We start from the raw sequence: 21,465 nt of genomic DNA on the forward strand, positions 1-21,465 counted from the left end.
TTTAGGTTTATCATTTGGGGTTAATAATGTGTATTAACATACATAAATGAATTAATAATCTGTTTATAGTGAGTGATGAAATGAATTAAGATAAGGTTTACGACTTATGACATGGCAACGGAAGGTCTTCCATGGTACAATAAATCGTTCTCCTGAATGAATTCAGGCAAAAAAAGAAATATGGGGTAATAATGAACATGATTATCAAATGTAAAATTTCAGGTTCGGTAAAGAGGAGGGGTCACCACCATGTCGTTTGGTGCACGTGTACTTAAGACGGGGATCGCGGTCACGCTTGCCTTGTACCTTAGCAGCCTGTTCTTGAACCCGCAATCTCCCGTGCCTGCCGCAATCGCGGCTATATTCGCCATGCAGCCTTCCATCTATCGTTCCTGGAAATACTTCCTGGATCAGCTGCAAACGACCACACTCGGAGCTATTGTGGCTCTCGTGGGAGGTATGGTGTTGTCCAATGAGCCAATCGCTGTTGGATTAATTATTGTACTTGTTATCATGATATGTCTTAAATTGAATATGGGCGAGACGGTTGGACTGACATTAGTCACGGTTGTATCCATTATGGAAGCCTCAGGTGACTGGCACTTTGCACTCAATCGTTTTCTGTTGACACTGGTTGGTATTGTATCGGCGTTTCTCATCAACATTACGGTATTTCCTCCGAAACCGAAGGTTCAGTTCGTGAAGCAGATCCAGAGTGTCTTCAGTGGTATGTCGTTGCTTCTGCGAACCTCGATTTCGGATGAGATTAAGGAAGTTGTATTCCGGGAGGAGAAAAACAACCTGGGCGGTTCCATTAAGTCTCTGTCCGACAAGTATAACTTGTTCGAAGAGGAACAGAAGAAGATGAAGCGTTCGAAATTCAGCGAAACCCGGCAGATGGTGGTCTACAAACAGATGCTGCTGAGTCTGCAAAAAGGATATGAGGTGCTGGATTCGGTGGAACGCCACTATTTCCAGGCACCACGGACACCAGCCATGGATCTGTTTTTTGACTCCCATCTGGAACTGGTTATCAAATTCCATGAGCATGCACTGCTCAAGTTCGAGGATAAGCTGAAACCGAACGGCGAAGAGGCCGCACAGTTTGTATTGGACAATGATCGTTTCATGGAGCAGGCGATTACCGAGTTTGATATCGACAAAGACGGGATGTTACGATTATCCATCGTGGCGGCTGCGATCTATGATTACGGGTATCAGTTGGAACGTCTGAATCGACTTGCCGAACATGTGCACAGCTCCAGTGAAGATAAAGAATCACAGGACAAAATTTTGAATTGGCTTAAGTGGCCTTAAATTCAAGTTCAAAAAGTCTGGTTTTCAGTACCAAGAAGATGGAATGAAGATAGAAATGGAGTAGCGGAGCGTAGGAAAACTACGTGAGCAACGGACATTTCGGCTGAATTTCATATTCGATGCTGATGATGCCGTTAGGCATGATTCGTAATCAAAATTAGACTTTTTCAACAACTTCTAAGTGCGAATTGCACATCGGCTTCGCGATCATATACAATGGAACTACAACATAGCCCGGACAAACGCGTCCGGGTTGTTTTGTCATACATACGGCTGAATGGCATGAATGAATTTTAACGAATAGAGGGATAGACACATGATTATAGAGGAATTGGACGCTGAACTAATAGAATGGTTGAGTGGCACAAATCTGGAGCATAAACAGCATGAAGCCATGCAACTGCTGACCATATCTGAGGATCAGTGGCCGCATCAGGCAATGATTAGTATGGGCGAAGTCATTGCGATAAGTCCGCATCGACTTAGACTGGCTCTGTGGCAAGGTACACAAACCAGTATGAACATGAGCAAAACAGGCAAGGCTACCTTGATTGCGGTTCAAGGACATCGATTGCTGCATATCCGTATAGAAGTAGAACGGTTGCCGGAGATGAAGGGGGCTATTCATCCGAGAGATCGTTTTGAAGCCAAAGTGCTTCATGTACGTGTGGATCACGCGCCATATGCGGAGATCACTTCAGGCATTACTTTTCAATTAAAAGATGAACTTGGAGCGATTACCCGCTGGAAAGAGACGATTGAAGAATTACGAAAGTAGAAATGGAGTTGCTAAGTCAGTTGAGGACCCGGTGATTGGGTAATAATGAAATAATGAAGAATAAGAAAACAACAAAAAACGCCTCCGCTTGCATCGGGACGTTGTCACTGGTAGAATAAAAAATGGTTTTCAGAAAATTAGAACTAATTAACATAAAATTAAAATGTTTACTTTCTAATAATTATACCATTGCCTTTTCGGGCTTGTCAAATGGGATTTTGAGGACACAATCCGGGGAAAGAGGGGCTATTAACATATGAGTACAGAGCAGCAGTGGAGTGAGGAACAACAACGGGTCAACACGGTGACCGATCAGATTGAGCGCAAGATCACAACGTTAGAAGATGAAGTAGGTTCCTTCCGGGACGAAGTGGTTGGCATGAGAAAAGACTTCTGGGACGAAGTCACAATGAACTTTAGCGAAGCAGACGATGTTGGTGAAACTTCAACCAGCATGCGACAGCAGTCACAGGTATTGTCCGATCGGGAGCGAAGCCATCTGAATACAGCGGCAGCGTTGGACAAAATGAAACGACTGCATCATTCACCGTATTTTGGCCGGATTGATTTCAAAGAAGATGGATATCCAAATGCAGAACGCATTTACCTTGGGATCGCATCGTTGCTGGATGAAAAAGAAGAATCCTTTCTGGTTTACGACTGGCGTGCGCCAATCTCCAACCTGTATTATGATGGGGCGCCGGGCCCGATCACGTATCATACGCCCAGTGGGGAGATTAGCGGTGATATCGAGATGAAGCGGCAGTTTGTCATTCGGGACGGACGGATCCGCTTTATGTTCGACACGGGGGTTACGATTGGCGATGAGTTGTTGCAGGCCGTGCTCAGTCGAACTTCGGATGCACAGATGAAGAGTATTGTAGCGACCATTCAGAAGGAGCAGAACCGGATTATCCGGAATGACCGGACACGCATGCTCATTGTGCAGGGCGCAGCCGGCAGTGGCAAAACATCCGCAGCGCTCCAGCGTGTGGCCTATCTTCTCTATAAATACCGCGAGCATCTGCAAGCGGATCAGATGGTTCTATTTTCGCCGAACCCAATGTTCAACAGTTATGTTTCTACGGTACTGCCTGAGCTCGGGGAGGAAAACATGTTGCAAACGACCTTCCAGGAGTATCTGGAACGCCGTTTGGGTCGTGAGTATCAACTGGAAGATCCGTTTATTCAGCTCGAATATGTACTTACGGGCACGCAAGATCCCGATTACGATGTTCGCATGTCCAGCATTCGGTTCAAGTCATCCGAATCTTTCCTCAAGGTGATTACACGTTATAAGGAAAGCATGTTGTCAGGTGGCATGAAATTCAAGCCGGTTCGCTTCCAGGGCCGTGCGATTGTCACCTCGGAGGCTATGGCTGAGAAGTTCTACAGTTTCGAGTCGTCTGTGAAGCTGGTGAGCCGACTAGAGATGTTGCGGGACTGGATGCTGAAAGAACTGTCTGCCTTTGGTAAAGGTGAACTGGATGCGCCTTGGGTCGATCAACAGCTTGATCTGATGGAGCCAGAGGATCTGCAACGTGCCTATCAGCGCTTGAAACGCAAGCAAAAAGGAAAGACCCATACGTTTAATGACTTCGAGCAGGAAAGAGAAATTCTGGCGCGTATGGTGGTCAGTGACCGACTCAAACCATTGCGAAAATGGATCAAGTCCTTACGATTCGTTGATATAAGACAATTATATGCACATCTGTTCAACGATGAGGCTCAGATGGTACGACTGCTTGGTGATGAAGCGCTGCCTGCTCAATGGGATGAAATCTGTAAGATGACTTTACGCAGATTGAAGCTTCAGGAGTTGGCCTATGAAGATATTACGCCGTACTTGTACCTGCGTGAGCTTATGCTTGGATTCCACATTAACTCCAACATTCGTCATGTTATTATTGATGAGGCACAGGATTATTCTGCATTTCAGCTAGCCTTTATGAAGAGATTGTTCCCACGGGCGAAAATAACAGCACTTGGTGACTTCAATCAGGCAATCTATGCCCACTCTTCCGTGCTTAGTGGAACAGGACCCTTGACTAATCTGTACGGACCAGACAATACGGAAGTAATTGAGCTGACCAGAAGTTATCGATCTACCCGGGAGATCGTGGAGTTTACCCGTGGTATGGTGCCTGGAGGGGAAGAGATTATTCCATTTAACCGTAGCGGCGAGAAGCCTAAAGTGATCGTTTCTTCTGATTCGGAGCGTCATATGAATGTCATCACGACAGACCTGAAGCATTTGATTGAGGAAGGGTACGAATCAGTTGCAGTTATCTGCAAGACCGCCGAAGAGAGCAGAGATGTACATGCTGCATTGAGCAAGGCACTGCCCACAGCACCGAAGTTAATCAAGAAAACGACGCTGGCTTTTGAGCAGGGTGTTCATGTCATCCCGGCGTATTTGGCCAAAGGTGTGGAGTTTGATGCTGTCCTGATCTATGACGGCTCTGCAGAGCAGTATGCCCAGGAGCATGAACGCAAGTTGTTCTACACGGCTTGTACGCGAGCGATGCATCTGCTTCACGTCTATTGTGTGGGCACACCGAGTCCGTTCATTACCGCCCAGTCTGAAGAATGGTATGACCTTGGCAAAGTGTCTGCTGCGCAAGTGGACTGACATAACACGTTCATATGCATGAAGAAGGCTTCCGTTCACAGAAACGGGAGTCTTTCTGTATATGATACATAGATCAGGAAGAAGCTAGCTTCGTGAGGAAGTATACGAGATGAGGTTCCAGCCAGGTATAGTTGATCGGATTGATTAAAAAACTTGACGTGAATTCGTAAGGATTGGGTTCAGTGGATAAATATGACTTCATAATTTGTATTGAGACACAATGGATGTGATTTTTCTTTACACATGAGGTCCAGACTCATATAATCGTAACAATATATTTTTTTTGGGATCGTTTATTAAAGGAGGCAACCATATGAATAAATCATCTTTTGAACGGCCGCTTATGGCCGATTGTGTACCGGATCTGGTCGCTACAGCCCGGGGAGATTTGCCAGCGACTTTGGTCATTCGGGGAGGTACGCTGGTGAACGTAATATCGGGTGAGATCTTGCCTGAGATGTCCATAGCTGTACAGGGAGCTCGAATCGCTTATGTCGGCAAAGATGTAAGTCACACCATTGGAGAACATACCCGGATTATAGACGCAAACGGCAAGTATATCGCTCCTGGTTTGCTGGACGGACACTGCCATATCGAAAGTACACAGATGAAAGTAACCGAGTTTGCGAGAGCGGTATTGCCTTCAGGCACGACCGGAGGTTTCTTCGACCCACATGAGATCTCCAACGTGCTTGGTCTCAAAGGACTGAGACTGATGCTGGATGAAGCACGAACCACACCGATGGCTGCGTATATGCAGGTGGCTTCCTGTGTGCCTTCCACTCATCCGGGACTGGAGACAACGGGTGCCTATATAGGGCCAGAAGAGGTGGCTGAGGCTCTTTCCTGGGGGCCGGACATGATTGGCCTTGGGGAAGTGATGAACTTCCCAGGGGTCGTCTACGGGGACGAGACGATGATCGGTGAGATACAGGCGACTCTGCGGGCAGGCAAAGTGGCAGACGGTCACTTTACCTGGGCAGCAGATGACTGGCGTCTGCCAGCTTACGCAGCGAGTGGCGTAACAGGGGATCATGAATGTGTGACCAAGGAAGATGTGGTCGAACGTCTGCGACTCGGGATGTACGCGAAGATGCGCCAAGGTTCGGCATGGCATGATGTAGCAGAGACGATCAAAGCCTGTACCGAGCTTGGACTGGACACACGCCGTATGATGCTGGTGACTGATGACCGAAGCTCTGAATCGTTGCTCAAAGAAGGGCATATGGACTTTGTTGTTCGTCTGGCAATCTCCCAAGGTGTGAAGCCAGTCACGGCTTTCCAGATGGCAACCATTAACACGGCTGAGCGCTTTGGTGTTGCGCGCGACATCGGTGCGGTTATTCCCGGCAATATAGCTGACATTATTCTGCTGGACGGCCGTCTGGCGGATGTACGTGTGGGGATGACGATTGCTGCCGGGCAAGTTGTGGCCGAGAATGGGAAAATGACAGCGGCCTGGGATAGCTTCACATATCCTGAAGAAGCACTGAATACGGTGAAGTTGGAAGCTAATATTCAGGCAGAGGATCTGGAGCTGGCTGCACCGATTACAGAGGGTACGATTGGTGCCAAAATCATTCATGTTACAGAGAACCATGTGGATACGAAGGAGAAACACCTGCCTGTCACGGTGCAAAACGGCAAGGTTGTGGTTTCAACTTCAGGGGAAGTTTGCAAAATCGCGGTATTGGAGCGTCACAAGCAAACCGGGAATCGAGCGGTTGCGCTTGTTGGAGGCATCGGATTCACATCGCCAGCGGCGATTGCGATGACGGTTGCTCATGACAGCCACAACCTTTTGATTATCGGTAATGATGATGCTTTGATGGCCGAGGCTGGTAACCGTGTCATTCGCATGCAAGGTGGGGTAGCCGTGGTAACGGCTACAGGTGTAACTGAATTCCCGCTGCGGATTGCAGGTTTGATGTCAACCGAGTCTTTCGAAGTGGTTGCAGCCCAATCAGCAGCAGTCAGTGAAGCTTTACAATCCGCAGGCTGTACGTTGAATAATGCATTCATGACACTCTCCTTGTTGGCACTGGTTGTGATTCCGGAGCTGCGTTTGTCTGACAAGGGACTTGTGCGGATCTCTGCAGAAGGCATTGAACTGGTGTCCCTTTTTGATGAAGTGGTGGACGGTACATCGGTAACTCCATCGGGTAATGAATGAACGGAAATGTCTATTAGAGCAAAAGCATCATTAACTTAAGATACATGCAAAGCCGCCTTAGGGCGGTTTTTTTTGTGCGTTTCTGGAGAAAACGCTTTCTAGGTCTTCTGGAGCTTGGTGCACATATGGCAATAATGACTGAAGTCATGAAGAAAGTAGGGCGAATTTAGAAAATAGCTGATAATTGTGACTTTAGAACTATACATACAGAACTACGAATTCCCGAAATATAGTTATATGATTCTTTCGTCGTAAGTCTTAGAGATGATATTGCATATAGAAGCAATCCAAATTCGTCGTACTGAAATAAGTCTCCATAAAATGAATATGAAACGACACAATTTCATCCGGATTTGCACGTCAGAGCTGATAACTTCAGAGGGAGTGTACAAATATGAAAAGCAAAAGGGGTTACCGTTTTATCTTATTACTCAGTTGTTTGATCCTGTGTGCGAGCACAGCCTATACTTCGAAAGCCGTTGCCATTGGTTCTGTGGATAGTTATGAAACAATTCATGGGAACCTTGATGTGCCGGTAAGAGCGACGTGGGTGTGGGACACGACCCAAATTCGAAGTAATCCTCAAGAGGTATTGAATTTTGCGGCAACGAACAAGATTAATACGATCTATCTGCAAATGAACCGGGATGTGAAAATTCCGGATTATAAAAGCTTTATCCGTCAGGCGAGAGCCAAGAATATTGCGGTTGACGTTATGGATGGAAGATCAGCTTGGGGGCTGACGGAAAGTCGGGAACAGATTGCTTCTTTCCTGGACTGGATCGAAGCGTATCAGGCAGAGGCTCTGCCTAATGAGAAATTTGCAGGTATTCATCTGGATATTGAGCCACATGTGCATCCGCAATGGAAAATCAATCAGGCTAGTGTAATTACGCAGTGGCAAGGCAATGTGGAGTATATTGTTGGAAGAGCATCACGGATGAAGATGCCGGTAGCCGCTGATCTGCCTTTCTGGCTGGATAACTACAAAATTCCGGGTTCAACGATGGCAGTTAGCAGCTGGATGATCCGCAAATTTGACTCCATCACTATCATGGCATACCGCGATACAGCTGCTGCGATCTATAGTGTAGCGAAGGATGAGCTTGCGGAAGCGGCTCTGCTGGGCAAGACGATTTCCATAGCCGTGGAAACGAAGCAAAGTAAGGAAGGCGACTTCATTACTTTTTATGAAGAGGGATCTGCTTATATGGAAGCACAATTGAAATTGGTCGAAAAAATGGCTTCAGCCCATGCATCTTTTAACGGCTTCTCCGTGCATGAATACACTTCGTGGAAGACGTTGAAAAAGTGAGAAACTGAGAAACTTGTAAGCTTCAAAGCTTAATGCCGATAGCAGCCAATGAGATGATTTCTAACTGAGCCTATGTGGCTCAGATCAGAGCATTAGCTCACTCGTTCGCAGGAAAGAAGATCAGAAGATAAAGAAGGTGCTTGCAGCTGATAAGCTGTGAGCACCTTCTTCTTCTATACCTGAACCAGGGCAGATTCCATGGCTACGTTCTCATAGAACATTTTGCGATACTGTGAAGGTGTTGTGGCTTTATGTTTTTTAAATGTAGTGATGAAGTAGCTTAGATGCTCAAAACCCACATCCATCGCGATATCGACAATTTTGTGATCCGTATTCTCAAGCTGAACGCAGGCCTGTTGAACGCGGTAATAGTTAATATAATCTACAGGGGTTTTCTGCACCATCTGTTTGAAGAAACGGCAGAAGTGTCCTTCACTCATATTGGCCTCATCGGCCAGTTCTTTCAGCTTCAATGGTTCGGGATAACGCTTGTGGATATAGCCGAGCACGGATTTTAGCCGCTCTACCTTGTCATGACTCCCTGTAGCCACAGTACCTTTGAGCGGAGCAGGTCTCATATGTTCGAACATTCGGGCAAATACAAGGTACAGGTATGCTTTCGTTGACATTTCACACGTTTCTGTTCCAGCAGCATGGTCCGCAAATATGCGTTTCAGGTGATCGAGAATTTCTTGTCCCCAATCCTCATCTGCCTTGATATGAAAAGGGGGAATCACGGTTTTGCGCACCAGTGGACCGATGAATTTCTCCTGTACCGTATCGAAAGTGCGGCTGCCGAGCAGCTCGGGATTAAACACAATAGAAGAGAATACACAGGGAACATCGCCCTTCAGATAGCCCGCATGAATCTCACCTCGATTGATGAAAATCGCTTCTCCAGCTTGAACCTCAACGGTGTTCATATCAATCTGAAAGACGGCACAGCCCTTGGTAACCATAGTGAACTCCATCTCATCATGCCAGTGGCAATCGAGAATGCTATCTCCATTAAGTTGCTGGATATCCGGGTACACACTGACTGGATACATGGCATTGCCGTGAATTCGGTCTTCCCGTAATCGTTCACGTTCCATATCAACGCCTCCTTTTACTGCATTATTAATGTAATCGTTTCCGAAGTTTGGTGCTGATGTTCAAGAATCGGATGGTTAATATCAAAATCGTGATATATTTGGTCAAAATAAGAGAAGAAATTCATTATTAATATCAATATTATTATAGTATAACCGAAGGGGGAAAGAAAACATGAAATTTACTGATGGATTCTGGATGACTCGTGAAGGGTACCAAATTCAAAACCCGACTGACATTCGTGATATTGTGCAAAAAGATAATTCTTTGACCGTATATGCGGCAACTAAATATATTCGCACCAAAGGCGACACGTTGAACGGTACATTGCTGAAAGCAACATACAGCTCACCTATGCCTAACGTTATTCGTGTAACTTTGAATCATCATAAAGGCGGAGTGAAAAAAGGGCCTGTATTTGAGCTTAACACGCAAGATGCAAACGTTGACATCTCGAAAAATGAACAAGGTGCTGTTTTGAAAAGCGGCAACCTGGAAGTTCAAATCGACAAAACAAACGGTTGGGACGTCAGCTTCCTGTATGAAGGAAAACGCATTACAGGTAGCGGTCAAAGAGCAGCTGGTTATATTACAGGACCGAGCAAGGAAGCGTACTTCCGTGAACAGCTGGATCTTGGTATTGGTGAATACGTTTATGGACTTGGTGAGCGCTTCACGCCGTTTGTTAAGAATGGCCAAATCGTCGATACCTGGAATGAGGACGGCGGTACAAGCAGTGAGCAGTCCTATAAGAACATTCCGTTCTACTTGTCCAATAAAGGATATGGCGTTTTTGTAAATCATCCTGAACGCGTATCGTATGAGATTGCATCCGAGAATGTATCTAAAGTGCAGTTCAGCGTAGAAGGCGAGACGTTGGAATACTTCATTATCGGCGGTGACAATCCTAAGGATGTGCTTGATAATTATACGAAATTGACAGGTAAACCAGCGCTTCCACCAGCATGGACATTTGGTCTCTGGCTGACAACATCATTCACAACGGATTATGATGAAGCAACGGTTAACCATTTCGTAGATGGCATGGCTGAACGTGATCTTCCGCTGTCTGTATTCCATTTTGACTGCTTCTGGATGAAGGAATACCAATGGTCTGATTTCGTATGGGATGAAGCGATGTTCCCTGATCCGGAAGGCATGCTTGCACGTCTGAAAGAAAAGGGTCTTAAAATCTGTGCTTGGATCAATCCATATATTGCAGAAAAATCCTACTTGTTCGATGAAGGTATGGAGAACGGTTATCTGGTGAAAACAGCGGATGGCAGCGTATGGCAATGGGATATGTGGCAAGCAGGTATGGCTCTGGTTGACTTCACGAATCCGGATGCTGTGAATTGGTATAAGAGTAAGCTGGAAGTCCTGCTTGATCAAGGTGTAGATTCTTTCAAGACAGACTTCGGCGAAAGAATTCCGACAGATGTCGTGTACTTCGATGGCTCTGATCCGGTTAAAATGCACAACTATTATACACAGCTCTATAACAAAGCTGTATTTGAATTGCTCGAAGAGAAAATTGGCAAAAACGAAGCTGCCCTGTTTGCACGTTCTGCAACAGCAGGTGGTCAACAGTTCCCGGTTCACTGGGGCGGCGACTGCTCTTCAACGTATGAATCCATGGCTGAATCACTTCGAGGCGGCCTCTCGCTCGGACTTTCCGGTTTCGGATTCTGGAGTCATGATATCAGCGGATTTGAAAGCACAGCGAGCCCTGACGTCTACAAACGCTGGGTACAATTCGGACTGTTATCTTCTCACAGCCGCCTGCACGGAAGTACATCGTATCGTGTGCCTTGGCTGTTTGACGAGGAATCCGTGGACGTTGTCCGTGACTTTACGAAACTCAAAATCAGCCTGATGCCGTACCTGTACAATTCTGCGGTGGAGTCGACCGTAAAAGGTATTCCGATGATGCGCGCTATGCTTCTGGACTTCCCAGAGGACCCAACAACATACAGCCTGGATACGCAATACATGTTCGGTGATTCGATTCTGGTGGCTCCAATCTTCAACAAGGAAGGCGATGTGCGTTACTACCTGCCTGAAGGAACTTGGACGAACTATCTGACAGGAGCGAAAGTACAAGGTGGACGCTGGATCAGTGAAAACCATGACTTCAAAACACTGCCAATGATGGTTAAGCCAAACAGTCTGATCGCTGTCGGTGCTGTAGATAGCAAACCGGATTATGACTTTGCCAATGATGTGTCCCTGCACTTGTTCGAACTGGCTGACGGTCAAACGGCTCAAGCTGTCGTTGTGAACCAAGCTGCTGAACAGGAGCTGACTGTAAACGTTACACGTAATGGATCAGTGCTGGAAGTTCGTGCTGAAGGCGCAGGCAAACCATGGAACATCGTGCTTCGCGGCATTGAGAGTGTCTCCAGTGTTGAAGGTGGTTCCCAAGTGTCTGGTGCAAATGGTGTTGTCGTTACGGCAGCAACAGGCGCAACCTCGCTTACAATTCAACTGTAAAATGATATAGTAGAAGAAAGGACGGTGCCGCAAGGTGCCGTCTGTTTGTCTACGATGATAGGAGATTGAATGAAATGAGCACAACAAATTCCGGTTTGCACTGCACGATATCAGCAGAGGTGCTGCACCACTTGGTGGAGAAAAATTTTGGAAACGCTACCAAAGTGAAAGAGTTTGCACTTCTGCAAGGTGGACTTTTTAATACAACCTATCGGATTCAACTTGAAAACGCATCATATACGGATGTAATTTTACGTTTGGCTCCAGAGCGGGCAGAGATGGCGGCCGGTTCTGCGAGTGATCCGCTTTTTTCGTTCGAACGCACGATGATGGCGGCTGAACCGATCGTGTATGAATATTACCGCAAGGCAGGCATCCCTGCTCCAAACATTATCACCTGTGATGACAGTGGATCAATTATTCCGAGAACCTACATGTTTATGGCGTTTATCCCTAGTAAGCAGCTGGATCATTCATCGATTTCGGAGACAGACAAAGAGCGATTGTACCATCAGCTTGGCGTCTATACGGCCACCATGCATCAGATCGAGGGTGCATCGTTTGGCTGGCCGCAGGGGGATGGTTCAATTAAAGGCTCGGATCAATGGTCCGAGGTGTTGCACTCTTTTGCAGAAGAAACGGCACTTAAAGCGAAACAAGCCGAGTATATGCCAGGTGTGGGGGAAGAAATCACAGCTATCTTCACTAAAAATAAAGACTTATTCGATCAGGTGACCCGTCCGGTACTCGTTCATAAGGACCTGTGGGAAGCTAACGTACTTGTTCATGTGGAAAACGGTGAGCTAAATATTGCGGCCATCATCGACGGAGATCGTTCCATGTTTGCCGACAGGGAGTTTGAAGCCATATTGTCAACAGAATCGGTGGCTTTTCATGAAGGATATAATCGTGCACTCGATCCATCAGCTGATGGACAGGCACGCAGGCTTGCGTACCGAATACTGTCTTCGTATTTTAATGCCTACGTTCATGAACATCAGGTCATTCAACCCGAAGATGGTCAGAAGTATCGCCAGCGTACACTGGATTTACTGGATCAATGGAAGCAACTTGAACACAACTAATTTGTAGGAGGAATGAAGGATGAAGGAGTATCATCAATACCCGATGTGGGACGCATCACTTTCACTTGAGGAACGGTTGGATGATCTGATTGCACGATTGACAACGGAGGAGAAAATTCGACTAATTCCTACGCGCGAAGCAGCTGTACCAAGACTTGGCATTCCAGCCTACAATGTTGGGGGCGAAGCTGCCCACGGGGTGGCGTGGAAAGGGGAGGCAACGGTGTTTCCGCAACCTCTCGGTCTATCAAGTACCTGGAATACGCGGCTCATGCGGGAGATTGGTTCCGTTATTGGCGATGAAGCGAGGGCATACCATCACCGTGATCCTGAGGTTCACGGGTTAACATTATGGGCACCTACAGTTGACCTGGAACGTGATCCACGCTGGGGCAGAACGGAGGAGGGATACGGGGAAGATCCGGTCCTCACTGGAGAGATGTCGGCAGCACTCGTCAAAGGCATGCAGGGAAACGATCCTTTTTATCTGAAAATGGTCGCTACATTGAAACACTTTTTTGCCAATAATAATGAGAAAGATCGGCTAAATTGTTCATCCAGCATTGATCCGCGCAATCTGCGTGAATATTATTTAAAAGCATTTGAGACACCATTCGTGGAAGGCGGAGCCTTGTCCATGATGACAGCTTACAATTCCATTAACGGTACACCTGCCATTGAAAGCCCATATGTGAATGATGTGGTTAAGGGTGAGTGGTCGATGCCTGGTTTTATTGTATGTGATGGTGGGGACCTGTCTCAGACGGTCGATTATCACGGTTACCATACCAGCCATGCCGAGTCAGCAGCAGGTGCGTTGAAGGCAGGGGTGGACTGTCTCACAGATGAAGTTGATCTTGTCGTATCTGCTCTGGAGGAAGCTCTGGGTCGGGATCTGTTGGAGGTAGCTGATCTGGACCGAGCGATCCGCAACATCTTCGGTGTCCGGATGCGACTTGGACAACTGGATCAGTCGGGACGTAATCCTTATGCCTCCATACCTGAGTCGGTATTATGTGCACCAGAACATGCCAAACTCAGTTATCGTGCTGCTGCCGAATCAATTGTTTTGCTAAAAAATGATGGCTTGCTTCCTTTGCAACCAGAAGCATTGCAGAAGATCAGTGTCATTGGACCACTTGCGGATGTTGTCTATACCGATTGGTACAGTGGCACACTGCCTTATCGTGTATCCATCCTCGATGGATTGCGCAATCGGCTACCTGAAGCAGACGTGACCTATGCCGATGGGAATGACCGTATTGGTCTGAAGACATCAGACGGACAGGTTATAACCCTCGGTGCCGAAGGCACACTCGCTGCTATACCAGAGAGTAGTGCACCTGCAGCCCAGTTCGTACATCAGGATTGGGGCTGGGGAAGTCATACGCTGAGAAGTGTGAACAATAATCGATATGTAAGTTTAACCGAGCAAGGCATCTATCAGGCGAACGCACCAGAAATCGGTGGCTGGTTCGTGAAGGAAGTTGTACAATTCGATCCCCAAACGGACGGGAGCAACATCTTGCTGACATGGAATAGCATTCCCGTTGGACTGAGCGAATATCAGGGACGTTCTGTTTTATCACCAATACCACCGCAGACAGAACAAGCGACCGGTACAACTCTGCATGAAAACAGTGACTCTGGATGTACAAGTCAATTACCAAGCAACACAACAAAATCTGCGACCTTCGAGATCGATATGGTGACATGCGGAATAGAACAGGCCGTAAATGCAGCACGCCATAGCCAGGCATCTGTCGTTGTTGTCGGCAATAGTCCATATATCAACGGCAAAGAAGAAATTGACCGCCCAAGTCTGTTGCTTCCCCCAGATCAGGTCGCACTTGTCAAAGCCGTGTGTGAGGCCAATCCTAATACGGTGGTTGTCATAATGGGCAGTTATCCATTTGCCTTGCAGGAGTTGAAAGATATTGCCCGGGCAATCGTCTATATGACACATGCAGGTCAGGAATTGGGGAATGCGCTTGCGGATGTGCTGTTAGGTCATTATGCCCCGGCAGGCAGATTGAACATGACATGGTATGAAGATGAATCCCAGCTCCCTGACATGATGGACTATGACATCATACAGAATGAAATGACCTATATGTATCATGAGGGACCGGTACAATATGCATTTGGTCATGGTCTGACCTATTCGGAATTCGAATACGAGGCGATTCGTGTAAGTCGTGATACTACGGCGGAAGCCACCACTGATCAATTGAAGATTGAAGTGGAGGTATACAATAAGGGTGAACGTGACAGTGATGAAGTCGTTCAAATCTATGGATCTGCACATACCTCACGTGTGAAACGCGCTCAGAAGCAATTGCTTGCTTTCCGTCGTGTTCATGTCAAAGCAGGAACGCGTGTTACGATAAGTTTCGAGGTTCCTGTTCAGAAGCTGGCGCTATGGGATGTTACCCGAGATCGATACTGCCTGGAGACAGCGACGTGGGCCATCCTTGCAGGGCGTTCTTCCGCAGATATAGGCCAGTCGGCTGACATTGAGATTGAAGGTGAGACGATTCCTGATCGTCCGCTGCACTTGCTTACCTTTGCCGAGAATTATGATGCTTGTGCAGGTGTTCTGTTGGATGAATGTCTGGAAGGACGTTCCGCAGTTCGGGCAATCACTCGGGAAGAACCCTTATATCGAGATGGTCAGTCATCTTGGATCTCTTTCAACCATAATGCTGTTCAGGAACTGCACGGATTTGAAGCCAGAGTTGCAGCCTTTGGAGAAGTGGGGATACTGGAGATTCGTTCTGGAGGACCGGAGGGCGATCTGCTTGGTGTGTGTGAAGTTCCCGGACCTGGAGGCAGTGTGAATGGGAAAGATATCAAGTGGACAACAATTCAGTGTTCGCTTGAGGCGCCACATGATGTGAATGAGCTGTATATTATTTTCAAAGGTGGAGCAGCGTTACGGCACTTTAGGTTGTTGTAGTTGTAAATATTGAACCAAAGGAGCTGTCTTGCACGAATACGTGCAGGGCAGCTTTTTTGTGTGAACAAGCGGTAACATCCAGCATGTCCTGCATAATCAACCTCCGAAACAACCACAATAATGCTGTTGTGTGTAGAACCTGTAAAGGTGGTTGTGGTATGAACGATAAAAAGTGGGACCTCGTCGCACTTGCTTCCATCCCTTTAATTATGACCTTGGGTAACTCCATGCTTATACCGATCCTGCCACAGATTGAACGTGAATTGAAGGTATCTGCATTCAAGGTCAGCATGCTCATTACAGTCTACGCTGTAGTTGCCATCCTGCTTATTCCTCTCGCAGGTTATTTGTCGGATCGTTTCGGCAGAAAAGCAGTGATCATTCCCAGCCTCGTCATTGCAGCCATCGGAGGTGCTGTGGCTGGCGTGGCAGCATGGATGCTCAATGGAAATATAGCCTACTGGACCATTCTGGGTGGCAGGTTATTGCAAGGAATTGGCGCAGCCGGTGCGTTCCCTATTGTCATTCCATTGGTTGGGGACATGTTCAATGATGAGAATGAGGTAAGTAAAAGCCTGGGAATCATCGAGACCTCCAATACATTTGGTAAAGTAATAAGTCCAATTTTGGGTGCAGCGCTGGCCGTCTGGTTGTGGTATGCACCATTTATGGCTATTCCTGTACTATGTGTGCTTTCGTTGATCCTGGTTATTTTCCTGGTGAAAACACCCCGAAAAAAAGAAAAGCCTCCCACCTTTCCTGAATTTGTGGCTTCCATTCGTGACGTACTGAAAGAAAAGGGACGCTGGTTGTATGCGTTGTTTGCAATCGGTGGTATTTGCATGTTTGTCATCTTTGGTGTGTTATATTACCTGTCCGAGACACTCGAGAGCGAATTCGCCTTGAAAGGTGTTCTCAAAGGACTTGTCCTTGCGATTCCGCTGGCAGCGTTATGTCTGTCTTCATTCCTGGCAGGGAAGTGGATTGGCAAAAACAAAACACGAATGAAATGGCTTGGCTTCACAGGGCTTGCGCTTCTGACGGTATCCCTTGGCGTTATAGGTTTATTCGATAATATCTATGTTGTAGTAGGTCTATTCACATTGGGAAGCGCCGGAATAGGCGCAACGTTGCCGTGTCTGGATGCCTTGATTACAGAGGGAGTGGACAAAAAACAGCGGGGCACGATTACAGCTCTGTTCAGCAGCATGCGCTTCATTGGCGTATCTCTTGGTCCACCTGTAGTGTCTTTGCTGATCGGATCTCATCATTTTCTGCTTTTTGGTGTGCTCGCCGCGTCCGGCGCAGTGGGCGGATTGCTCACATTGTTCGCAGTTAAGCCGGATCACGGCGACCAGCCTACTTCAGGAAGCGAGCCAAAAAAGGATGAAACACATATGGATATGATCGAGACGAGTAGAGGGTATGGTCCAATAGGTCGCAAAAAAAGTCCCTTCTAAATAGATGGTTGCTGATAAGCCACTTTCATTCCAGTACTGCCTTAAGGTTAAACAACCGAATCTGTTCCGTTAAAAAAACGCGTTTACGCCTAAGAAAGCAGATGAGTTTGCTTTCTCGGTGTAAACGCGTTTCTCGTTTCTATGAGCAGAATGACTTTAACCAATCATTCGTGTTTGCTCGTATTCGACTGGCTAGTTTCGGTATTGCCGGCTCCAGATTCTGAATTCTTGGATTGATCTTGAGGTGATTCCGTTGCAGGGATATGAGTATGAGCGAGCAGAGCATGAGGTTCAATGGAGAAGCTGCCGCTTCGTTTTCCCTGAACCAGATATATAAGCAAGAACAAAATCATGAACATCACGGAATAACGGTACATATCGGTATAACTGGTCAAGGACGCAATGGCACCAAGTAGAAGTGCACCAGTCGCAATACCCAGATCCAGCGAGTTCAAAAACATGCCGTTAGCCATCCCCCGTTGTGAAGGAGAGACCACCTGAATCATCCAGGTTTGGAGAGAAGACTGCATGGAACCATAACCAATCCCGTAGATAAAGGCAGCAATGAACAGGGTGGACATGGAGGTTGCGTATGAGAGCAGAATGAGCCCGATAGCAATAAATATGGCCCCTGGAATGAGCAACGCTTTGGGACCTTTGTTGTCATAGATCCGTCCTGCAAATGGTCTAACCAGTAACACGGCGAGTGCATTGAACAAAAAGAACAGCGCAGGATTGGCCAGATTGGCTTCCTTGCCATACAAGACGATGAATCCAACAAGCCCACCATACGTGATGGATAACAGGCAATTCAGCACACTGGGCAGAATCAGCTTGCGGTTGAAAGGTGTCTTCTGCTTCGATTGCGATCCTGAAGCGCTGGTTGTAGCCTGTGGCATAATGTTCGCACTGTTATCGGTTCTGCTGGCTTTTTTGCGCGTCAGCGAATAACTCAGTGGATAGATGACAACGAGCACACCCGCAGTACATAACATCAGGGTTACGAATCCTGCACCTTGGAGCAGAGTGACCCCTATAATTGGACCCATAGACATAGCCAGGCTAGTCGATAGCCCGAAGTAACCCATGCCTTCACCCATTCGTTTAACGGGCACAATGTCCGAGGCCATCGTTGGAAAAGCGGTGCTACTCATACCAAACCCGATACCGAACAACATTCTCAGTAATAAGAGCACGGCTATACCTGCAGCAAAATAATAGCCGAGTGTTGCCAGCAGGGCTATGGAAAGTCCTATATAGATCATAGCGTTACGAAGGCCCTTCTCCAATGCTTTCGCGGAATAGAGACGGGCTGCAATGGCACTTAGGGCAAACAGACAGGTGAAGAGACTGACCTCAAACGCATTTGCGTGAAACCGTTCCTGAACGTAGGACGGAAGTGGAGAGACGATCATGTGCAACTGCAAGAACAGCAAGAAGTTGCACAGCATTAGCAGAATAAAATCGGTGGTCCATAGCCTAACTTGTGTAGATTTTTCTTTCATAATGATATATTCCCCCTGAGTTGTGATTCATTACAAGTTGCGGTTAATGAGGGAAAGAGTATGTTTAAATGCTTCCATCTGGTCTTCGGATATACCTTCAGCAAGTTCTTTATTCATTTCTCTTTCAATCGGAACGAGGATATCGATTAACGCTTTGCCTTCCTTGGTGAGATATAACAGATAGGCTCTGCGATCCTGTTCGCTAGTCCGGCGTTCTACCCAGCCTTTCTTTTCAAGCAGATCAATAATCCGGGCAGTGGTGGGTTGGTCTTTGAAGACACGTGCAGCGAGCTCCTTCTGATTCACACCTTCACCTCGGTCAACATTAAAAAGGACAGAAAATTGTTCTGTCGTAATATCATAAGGTTTGAACCGCGTAGCAAGTAAAGCTACAGCTTTACGATGCGTGAAACCCAGCATGAATCCAACAGATTGTTCCAGTGTATAGTCCATGTGATTGCGAGACCTCGCTTTCCATAATAAAAATGTTCCAATCAATTAGTTGTTATAACAACTATATGGCAAACAAGTATTTTTGTCAAAATGAAATATTCTTATATCGAACATATGTGTACGCGATGCAATGATCCAAAAATACTGTTAGAATGGAAATGAAACCGCTTCTATGGAATCCATGTCCACAGTGCTTGAAGAATGGAGAAAATCAATTCGCTCTAACCGATGTTGGAGAAGACCAAGGAGAGCTGTGTATGCTAAAGAATATTCCTGCAATAATCCCTCCCGAACTACTCAAAATCATGTCTGAAATGGGGCATGGGGACGAGCTGGTTCTAGCTGATGGCAATTTTCCGGCAGCCAGTCACGCGAAAAGACTGGTACGCTGTGATGCACTGGGAGTCGTCGAACTGCTGGAAGCCATCCTGCAATTATATCCACTGGATACCTATGCCGAGCGTCCGGCTGCTGTCATGCAGGTTGTGAAAGGGGATCAGGTGATACCGATCATATGGGAAGACTACCGCAGGTTGATTGAAGAATACGAAGGCATTACGGATGCTTTTGATCATGAAGAGCGATTTGATTTTTATGAACGTGCTTCGCGCGCCTATGTGATTGTTGCAACCGGGGAGCGTGCACAATATGCCAATCTGATTTTGAAGAAAGGCGTCATTTTTCCTGATGCTGATTCTGGTCAGCAACAGCAGAATGCTGAATCGAACTGAATATTTACGGCGACGGAGCAACGGATGCTTTGGTCGCCTTTTTATTTTTTCCAATTCGAAGTCAATATAACAAAACACACAGAATTGCCATGGACCGATAAGCAAGATGCAAACTGGAAGTGCGTATGAACGAATAGCGAGTCCATGTCCAAGATACTACAAACTTTGATGCAGATGATGAATGGGGAAAGGGAAGGGATTGTTTTACAATAGGTATACACACAAACGATGGGACGATTGTCTCCATCCCAAAGGAGTTGAAGGAAGTGCAGCACCGAATCAGACAAGCAGGCCTCCCTGATTGTAATGAAGTGGGGGGATTGTTCAATGAATACCGGATATTCTACAAACAAAATACAGATGTTGAGGCAGCATGTCAGTATATTAAAGAACGAATGGAAAGCCATGAATCGGTGATTTTGGTAGCAGAAACCGATGTGGAAAGTGATCAGGGGACAGCTGAAAGCGACGGTACGCCACTCTCGAAGCGCATGAATTGTACCGGATTCGTTCAGCTGTATCCCAGTTTCAGCTCGGTATCGATGGGGCCCATCTGGGTGCTTAATGATCTGTATGTTCAATCTGATTATCGTCAGCAAGGTATAGCAAGGAAGTTGCTGCAAGCGGCCAAGCGATTGGCATCTGAGCGTGGAGTTCTTCGTATATCGCTCTCGACTGAATTAAGTAACAAGCAAGCTCAAGCTTTATATGAATCCGAAGGATATGCACTGGATACCAAATTCATGTATTATGAACTTAGTCTATAAGCATGAATGGCAGGCCCGTGAAGTCGGGAAAGAGGGAGGGGGAGTCGCAACATGATGCAGTGGATTGCCATGATCACGATGTTGATTGATCATATAGGGGCTGTCTTTTTTCCACATATTATAGAGTTGAGGATTATAGGTCGTATCGCTTTTCCAATCTATGCTTTTGCAGTGTATATCGGGTATAAACATACACGAGACGTACAAAAATACATATGGCGGCTGTTCTGGATTGCAATTATATCGCAAGTACCGTTCATGGCCGCGTTTAATCATTACTCCTTGAATGTGGTATGGACCCTGTGGTCAGCTCTTTTGGTCCTGTTCGTTATCGATAAACTGCGATCCCGCCTACTGAGCATTCCGATTGTAATTGGAGCAGGTTGGTTCATGGAAATTAGCCAGATGGATTACGGGATGTATGGGTTATTATTGGTCCTGTTATTCCGTTATTTCCAAGGTCCTGTACTTGTCGTGGCGCATGTCGTGTTGAATGCACTATATCTTCTGCTGCATAACAGCTCTGTGCAAATGTATAGTGTGCTCGCAACCGCCGGTATAGCCATTGCTCAGTATTACCAAGCAGGATTCCGCATGAAGGGCCCGCGTTGGGTATGGCGCTATTTCTATCCAGCGCATCTCGCCATCATTGCAATAATCCGCTGGATGTAAAAGATGAATCCAGGCACACGAAGCAAAGAAGCC

15 protein-coding genes are annotated in these 21,465 nt (G+C 46.7%); 12 read left to right on the top strand and 3 right to left on the bottom strand.

Going from position 1 to position 21,465, the window contains the following annotated elements; all coding sequences use genetic code 11:
• The first annotated feature begins 249 nt into the window (after positions 1-249).
• The 5 genes from PAHA3_RS04845 to PAHA3_RS04865 all read left to right on the top strand — a co-directional run bounded on the left by PAHA3_RS04845 (position 250) and on the right by PAHA3_RS04865 (position 8,215).
• Positions 250-1,317, top strand: coding sequence for an FUSC family protein (locus PAHA3_RS04845; RefSeq protein ID WP_062833711.1), 1,068 nt, complete (start codon positions 250-252; stop codon positions 1,315-1,317).
• A 316-nt stretch (positions 1,318-1,633) separates the two neighbouring features.
• On the top strand, positions 1,634-2,095 hold the full coding sequence (locus tag PAHA3_RS04850) for a hypothetical protein (protein WP_062833712.1): 462 nt from the start codon (positions 1,634-1,636) through the stop codon (positions 2,093-2,095).
• A 256-nt stretch (positions 2,096-2,351) separates the two neighbouring features.
• Entirely contained in the window at positions 2,352-4,727 is a 2,376-nt protein-coding gene (gene helD, locus PAHA3_RS04855; RefSeq protein WP_062833713.1) for an RNA polymerase recycling motor HelD, read from the top strand.
• A gap of 313 nt (positions 4,728-5,040) precedes the next feature.
• Positions 5,041-6,900, top strand: a complete 1,860-nt coding sequence (gene ade / locus PAHA3_RS04860) for an adenine deaminase (protein ID WP_062833714.1) — start codon at positions 5,041-5,043, stop codon at positions 6,898-6,900.
• Positions 6,901-7,294: 394 nt separating this feature from the next.
• The gene (locus PAHA3_RS04865) at positions 7,295-8,215 is read left to right on the top strand and encodes a hypothetical protein (protein ID WP_062833715.1); all 921 of its coding nucleotides are present in this window, start codon (positions 7,295-7,297) and stop codon (positions 8,213-8,215) included.
• 173 nt (positions 8,216-8,388) lie between these two features.
• Here the strand turns inward: PAHA3_RS04865 and PAHA3_RS04870 are convergent, their stop codons facing one another.
• The gene (locus tag PAHA3_RS04870) at positions 8,389-9,309 is read right to left on the bottom strand and encodes an AraC family transcriptional regulator (protein ID WP_062833716.1); all 921 of its coding nucleotides are present in this window, start codon (positions 9,307-9,309) and stop codon (positions 8,389-8,391) included.
• A gap of 172 nt (positions 9,310-9,481) precedes the next feature.
• On the opposite strand from PAHA3_RS04870, the gene yicI reads away from it, so the two are divergent.
• The 4 genes from yicI (at position 9,482) to PAHA3_RS04890 (ending at position 17,304) form a co-directional block, all read left to right on the top strand.
• A complete protein-coding gene (yicI, locus tag PAHA3_RS04875) occupies positions 9,482-11,800 on the top strand; it encodes an alpha-xylosidase (protein WP_062833717.1) in 2,319 nt (772 codons plus the stop codon).
• Positions 11,801-11,874: 74 nt separating this feature from the next.
• A complete protein-coding gene (locus tag PAHA3_RS04880) occupies positions 11,875-12,885 on the top strand; it encodes a phosphotransferase family protein (RefSeq protein WP_062833718.1) in 1,011 nt (336 codons plus the stop codon).
• Between the two features lie 19 nt (positions 12,886-12,904).
• Positions 12,905-15,844, top strand: a complete 2,940-nt coding sequence (locus PAHA3_RS04885) for a glycoside hydrolase family 3 C-terminal domain-containing protein (protein ID WP_062833719.1) — start codon at positions 12,905-12,907, stop codon at positions 15,842-15,844.
• 158 nt (positions 15,845-16,002) lie between these two features.
• On the top strand, positions 16,003-17,304 hold the full coding sequence (locus tag PAHA3_RS04890; protein WP_062833720.1) for an MFS transporter: 1,302 nt from the start codon (positions 16,003-16,005) through the stop codon (positions 17,302-17,304).
• 164 nt (positions 17,305-17,468) lie between these two features.
• On the opposite strand, the gene PAHA3_RS04895 is transcribed toward PAHA3_RS04890, so the two are convergent.
• Complete coding sequence (locus PAHA3_RS04895; RefSeq protein ID WP_062833721.1) at positions 17,469-18,809, bottom strand: MFS transporter; 1,341 nt, start codon at positions 18,807-18,809, stop codon at positions 17,469-17,471.
• Between the two features lie 30 nt (positions 18,810-18,839).
• The gene (locus PAHA3_RS04900) at positions 18,840-19,262 is read right to left on the bottom strand and encodes a MarR family winged helix-turn-helix transcriptional regulator (protein WP_062833722.1); all 423 of its coding nucleotides are present in this window, start codon (positions 19,260-19,262) and stop codon (positions 18,840-18,842) included.
• A 257-nt stretch (positions 19,263-19,519) separates the two neighbouring features.
• Between PAHA3_RS04900 and PAHA3_RS04905 the strand changes: the two genes are divergently transcribed.
• The 3 genes from PAHA3_RS04905 (at position 19,520) to PAHA3_RS04915 (ending at position 21,432) form a co-directional block, all read left to right on the top strand.
• Positions 19,520-19,993 (top strand): RbsD/FucU family protein, encoded by a 474-nt coding sequence (locus PAHA3_RS04905; RefSeq protein ID WP_062833723.1) that lies wholly within the window; start codon positions 19,520-19,522, stop codon positions 19,991-19,993.
• A 266-nt stretch (positions 19,994-20,259) separates the two neighbouring features.
• Entirely contained in the window at positions 20,260-20,760 is a 501-nt protein-coding gene (locus tag PAHA3_RS04910) for a GNAT family N-acetyltransferase (RefSeq protein ID WP_235599368.1), read from the top strand.
• 51 nt (positions 20,761-20,811) lie between these two features.
• Positions 20,812-21,432: a TraX family protein gene (locus PAHA3_RS04915; protein ID WP_235599369.1), complete on the top strand. Its 621-nt coding sequence runs from the start codon at positions 20,812-20,814 to the stop codon at positions 21,430-21,432.
• Positions 21,433-21,465: the final 33 nt, after the last annotated feature.

The organism is Paenibacillus amylolyticus (assembly GCF_001570725.1).
Classification (GTDB): Bacteria; Bacillota; Bacilli; order Paenibacillales; family Paenibacillaceae; genus Paenibacillus; species Paenibacillus amylolyticus_A.

Excerpts from the sequence above, each read along its gene's own strand:
- PAHA3_RS04845 (WP_062833711.1), top strand. The coding sequence starts at position 250 with ATGTCGTTTGGTGCACGTGTACTTAAGACGGGGATCGCGGTCACGCTT.
- PAHA3_RS04850 (WP_062833712.1), top strand. The coding sequence starts at position 1,634 with ATGATTATAGAGGAATTGGACGCTGAACTAATAGAATGGTTGAGTGGC.
- helD (WP_062833713.1), top strand. The coding sequence starts at position 2,352 with ATGAGTACAGAGCAGCAGTGGAGTGAGGAACAACAACGGGTCAACACG.
- ade (WP_062833714.1), top strand. The coding sequence starts at position 5,041 with ATGAATAAATCATCTTTTGAACGGCCGCTTATGGCCGATTGTGTACCG.
- PAHA3_RS04865 (WP_062833715.1), top strand. The coding sequence starts at position 7,295 with ATGAAAAGCAAAAGGGGTTACCGTTTTATCTTATTACTCAGTTGTTTG.
- PAHA3_RS04870 (WP_062833716.1), bottom strand. The coding sequence starts at position 9,309 with ATGGAACGTGAACGATTACGGGAAGACCGAATTCACGGCAATGCCATG.
- yicI (WP_062833717.1), top strand. The coding sequence starts at position 9,482 with ATGAAATTTACTGATGGATTCTGGATGACTCGTGAAGGGTACCAAATT.
- PAHA3_RS04880 (WP_062833718.1), top strand. The coding sequence starts at position 11,875 with ATGAGCACAACAAATTCCGGTTTGCACTGCACGATATCAGCAGAGGTG.
- PAHA3_RS04885 (WP_062833719.1), top strand. The coding sequence starts at position 12,905 with ATGAAGGAGTATCATCAATACCCGATGTGGGACGCATCACTTTCACTT.
- PAHA3_RS04890 (WP_062833720.1), top strand. The coding sequence starts at position 16,003 with ATGAACGATAAAAAGTGGGACCTCGTCGCACTTGCTTCCATCCCTTTA.
- PAHA3_RS04895 (WP_062833721.1), bottom strand. The coding sequence starts at position 18,809 with ATGAAAGAAAAATCTACACAAGTTAGGCTATGGACCACCGATTTTATT.
- PAHA3_RS04900 (WP_062833722.1), bottom strand. The coding sequence starts at position 19,262 with ATGGACTATACACTGGAACAATCTGTTGGATTCATGCTGGGTTTCACG.
- PAHA3_RS04905 (WP_062833723.1), top strand. The coding sequence starts at position 19,520 with ATGCTAAAGAATATTCCTGCAATAATCCCTCCCGAACTACTCAAAATC.
- PAHA3_RS04915 (WP_235599369.1), top strand. The coding sequence starts at position 20,812 with ATGATGCAGTGGATTGCCATGATCACGATGTTGATTGATCATATAGGG.